The sequence below is a fragment of the Bacillus sp. GMs2/2 genome (assembly GCF_050172095.1).
In the GTDB taxonomy this organism is placed as follows: domain Bacteria; phylum Bacillota; class Bacilli; order Bacillales; family Bacillaceae_G; genus Bacillus_A; species Bacillus_A cereus.
Map to the genome: position 1 here is coordinate 1 of NZ_JBNLYE010000327.1, position 4,423 is coordinate 4,423.

The following is a 4,423-nucleotide window of genomic DNA, read 5'->3' on the forward strand; positions in this document are numbered from 1 at the left end:
CCGATCTGATAATACTAAGTTAATAAAAGATGAGCTTAATGCGTGGGAAAATATGTACATACAATTACGGGATAGGATAGAGATAGAGCGCAATAATAGACAATTATCTTTTGGACAAGCAAATACTATTGCAATGAATAGTGATAATGAAAAGGAAAGATTAGAAGTATTCGAGTTACTTACAAGTACTTTACATAAGGAAAAAGAAATCTTTGCTACTGTATTAAATCAAATAGGGAGATTGCGTAATGCAAAGAGTAATGAAATAGAAGATAGAGAGATTTTAACACAATCTTTTCATGCGAATGGCATTTCAGAAACTGTATTATTCCAAATGTGGAATGCGACAGAAGAAAACCTTGATAAATTAGTAAGTGCTTTAAACGTGTATAAGAAAGGAAAAGCTTCAATTACATGGCATGAACTTATGACGGTAAAGGAAAGTAATGAGGTCATGATTCCTTTTTCAGTAGCAATACAAAACGTTTATGATGCATGTAAGAATATTGATGAAGAATTAGCAGAATTTGCACGTAATGCGATAGAAAGTGGTTGGGTAGATGCTGAACCGAGAGAGAATAAACCATCAGGTGGGTTTTGTGCTCCATTTTTCAGTGAGAAAGAATCGCGAATTTCCATTCGTTATGATGGGAGTATAGATAGTGTAAGAGTGCTCGCTCATGAATTAGGACATGCTTGGCATTTTTATAATATGAGTTTTGAACAATCTACATCTTTTTTAGATGATTATTTGCCAATGAGTACGGCTGAATCAGCATCTATTTTCTTTGAAACGGTACTCTTAAATTATCTAATTGAAACAACGGATAGTAAAGATATGAAAAAGTCATTACTTAGCTGGAAAATAAGAAATAGTTTTAATTATGTAATGGCAATACGAGCATCGTATCAGTTTGAAAAAACATTTTATGAAAAATGTAAAGAGGGTCCTTTAAGTGCTGATGAAATTGAGAAATTATCTATAATTGCACAAAAACAAGCTTATGGAAAAGCTTTAAGTGAATACCAGCCGTTTGTATGGATGAAATATATTCAATTTTATATAGCAGATGTTCCTTTTTACAATTATCCATACACATTTGGATATTTAGTAAGTTTTAGCTTATTAGAAATAGCTCAAGAAGGTAAAAGTACTTTTCATTCGAAATATAAAGAGTTCTTACGAGAAACAGGAAAGGCTCCAGTAGAGGAGCTTATGAAAAAACATTTTGAAATAGATATAAAAAATTATGAATTTTGGAATAAAGCTTTTATTCAAATTTCTAAAGACATTGATGAATATTTGCAGCTTATGTAAGGGGAGAGTACAGTGGATCAGCAGTTTATAAAAGGTATACCTTTTTCAACTTTAGAATATGCAAAAGCTATAAGTTTATTAAAAGGTTGGCTACATGAACAACAAGGGAAACCAAGGTTTGTAGTAACTGCAAATCCTGAAATTGTTATGTCTGCAAAGGAAAATACGGAAAAATCAAAGGAGTTTAAAAAGATGTTACTATCTGCGGATTTAATAACAGCGGATGGGATTGGTGTCATAATTGGCTCGAAAATATTAAAAGGAACTTTGAAAGAACGTGTTACTGGGGCGGATTTAACTCACGATTTAATAAAATATTGTAACGACAATGAATATCGTGTCTTTCTTTTTGGAGCTGCGCCAGAAAGTAATAAAAAGGCATTAGAAAAATTAAATGAGCAGTTCCCAGGAGCACAATTTAAAGGACAGCATGGATTTGTAAATGGTGAAGAAATAGAAGAAATAAAAATGAAAATTAAGCAGTTCAAGCCGCATTTACTACTCGTAGGACTAGGTTCACCAAAACAAGAAGAGTTTATCTATGAAAACATACAAACATTAAACGTTCCGCTATCTATTGGTATCGGAGGCATGATTGATATAATATCTGGTACTGTAAAAAGAGCACCAAAAATAATGAGGGATACTGGAACTGAATGGCTGTATAGGTTACTCTCACAGCCGAAAAGATTAAAGCGACAACTTGTACTTCCGAAATTTTTATTATCGGTTATGTCTGAGAGGATTAAAGGGATTAATTAATAAAGGGGATTACATACATGAGCAGAATTGGCATTATCGGAGCAATGCAAATTGAAATAGATTTACTTTTAGAAAAACTAGTTATACAAGAGGAACAGACAATAGCGGGAATGCCTTTTTATATTGGAGAATTCATGGGAACAGAAGTAATTATTACACGTTCTGGTGTAGGGAAAGTAAATGCAGCTGCATGCGCGCAAACATTAATTCATAAATTTGATGTAGACTCTATCATTAATACGGGCGTTGCTGGCGGATTACATTCAGATGTAAAAGTCGGCGATATAGTTATTTCAACGAATGTTACTCATCATGATGTAAGTAAAACTCAAATGAAAAACTTATTTCCGTTCCAAGAGGAATTTATTGCAAGTAAGGAATTGGTAGAGTTAGCACGTAAAGCTTGTATTAGTAGTAGTTTACAGATTGCAGTTCATGAAGGAAGAATTGTCAGCGGTGAATGTTTTGTTGAAGATTCAAAGTTAAAGGCGAAATTAATAGACGAATACGCACCTCATTGTACAGAAATGGAAGGGGCAGCAATTGGACATGTTGCCTATATAAATGATATACCGTTTCTCATTATAAGATGTATTTCTGACAGCGCAGATGATGAAGCTCAAATTTCTTATGATGACTTCGCGAAAACTGCTGCGAATTATTGCTCAGAAATTATTATTGAGATGCTTAAAAATATATCTGGTAAAACTATAGTCCAAAAGGAGAGATAGGAATGTTACAAGCATTAATTTTTGATATGGATGGAACATTATTTCAAACAGATAAAATTTTAGAATTATCGTTAGATGATACTTTTGATCACTTAAGATCACTTCAATTATGGGATACGGTAACACCGATTGAAAAATACCGTGAAATTATGGGTGTGCCGCTACCGAAAGTTTGGGAAGCTTTATTACCGGACCATTCTATTGAAATAAGAGAACAAACAGATGCATATTTTTTAGATAGACTAATTGAAAACATAAAAAGCGGAAAAGGCGCTTTATATCCAAATGTCAAAGAAATATTTACATATATAAAAGAAAATAATTGTTCAATTTACATTGCTAGTAATGGTTTGAAAGAATATTTACGAGCAATCGTAACGTATTATGCTTTAGACAAGTGGGTGACAGAAACGTTTAGTATTGAACAAATACAATCGCTAAATAAAGGTGACTTAGTTAAAAGTATTATGAACAACTATGATATAAAAGAGGCAGCGGTAGTTGGTGACCGGCTATCTGATATAAATGCAGCGAAAGACAACGGTTTACTTGCAATTGGGTGCAATTTTGATTTTGCGCAAGAAGATGAACTTGCTCACGCTGATATAGTAATAGATGATTTAATAGAGTTAAAGCGGATACTGCCTGCTGTACAGAGATAAATAAAGTGTGTGCATTTTTTTCAAGTCCTATATGTCTTATTTTATGGAGGGAGTATGCTTAAAAATAATTTTAAAATTAGTAATATTCCTGCGGTTTTGTGGGGAGAGAAGAGTGAAAAAGTTTTTATTGCAGTACATGGAAATATGTCAAATAAGGAAGATGCAGTTATTCAAATATTAGCTGAAGAAGCCAATCGAAAAGGTTATCAAGTATTAAGCTTTGATTTACCTGAGCATGGAGAAAGAAAAAATGATAACACTCCTTGTAAAGTACAGTTTTGTGTTAATGAATTATCTATAATTATGAACTATGGAAAAGTACATTGGAAAGAAATAAACGTATTTGCATGTAGTATGGGGGCGTATTTTAGTCTTTTAGCTTATCAAAATGATGTGCTAAAAAAGGCATTATTTTTATCACCAGTAGTTAATATGGAACGAATTATTGAAAATATGATGAAATGGTTTAATGTAACACCGGAGCTTTTGCAAAAAGAAATGACTATAGAGACACCTATTGGTCAAAAGTTATATTGGGATTATTTATGCTATGTAAAAGAGCATCCTATTAGTACATGGAATACAGATACATAAATTATGTACGGAGCTAAGGATGAACTGTGCGAATTTGAAACTATTAACTATTTTACAAAAAAACATCGTTGTGAATTAGAAGTTATGGAGACGGGTGAACATTACTTTCATACCGAAGAACAGTTAAAGATATTTGAACAGTGGTTACACAAACATATCGATTAACAAATTATAATTTAACTTATACCTGCTAGAGAAGAATGGAGAATTTATAAACTGATATTATATTTGAGAGACATTATAAATATAAATGTATTTATTTAAGCAAATAGGTGCTTTAGTTCAATAAGACTTAAATAACTATATTATCGATTTACATCTGAAGTGAAGAATACACATACTACGAATTGAATAAG

The 4,423-nt window shown here is 32.2% G+C and carries 4 protein-coding genes and 1 pseudogene; all 5 read left to right on the forward strand.

The window, feature by feature from the left end:
- The coding region (locus ACQGS6_RS23510; RefSeq protein ID WP_426965693.1) for a M3 family metallopeptidase at window positions 1-1,318 on the forward strand (1,318 nt) is incomplete at its 5' end.
- Window positions 1,319-1,330: 12 nt separating this feature from the next.
- Window positions 1,331-2,080 (forward strand): WecB/TagA/CpsF family glycosyltransferase, encoded by a 750-nt coding sequence (locus tag ACQGS6_RS23515; protein WP_000372662.1) that lies wholly within the window; start codon window positions 1,331-1,333, stop codon window positions 2,078-2,080.
- Window positions 2,081-2,097: 17 nt separating this feature from the next.
- On the forward strand, window positions 2,098-2,811 hold the full coding sequence (locus tag ACQGS6_RS23520; protein ID WP_000086546.1) for a 5'-methylthioadenosine/adenosylhomocysteine nucleosidase: 714 nt from the start codon (window positions 2,098-2,100) through the stop codon (window positions 2,809-2,811).
- A gap of 2 nt (window positions 2,812-2,813) precedes the next feature.
- Window positions 2,814-3,473: an HAD hydrolase-like protein gene (locus tag ACQGS6_RS23525; RefSeq protein WP_000938421.1), complete on the forward strand. Its 660-nt coding sequence runs from the start codon at window positions 2,814-2,816 to the stop codon at window positions 3,471-3,473.
- 54 nt (window positions 3,474-3,527) lie between these two features.
- Window positions 3,528-4,232: pseudogene (locus ACQGS6_RS23530) on the forward strand (alpha/beta hydrolase).
- Window positions 4,233-4,423: the final 191 nt, after the last annotated feature.

What these genes read in the sequence shown, in the direction of transcription:
- ACQGS6_RS23520 (WP_000086546.1), top strand. Translation starts at nt 2,098, where the DNA reads ATGAGCAGAATTGGCATTATCGGAGCAATGCAAATTGAAATAGATTTA.
- ACQGS6_RS23525 (WP_000938421.1), top strand. Translation starts at nt 2,814, where the DNA reads ATGTTACAAGCATTAATTTTTGATATGGATGGAACATTATTTCAAACA.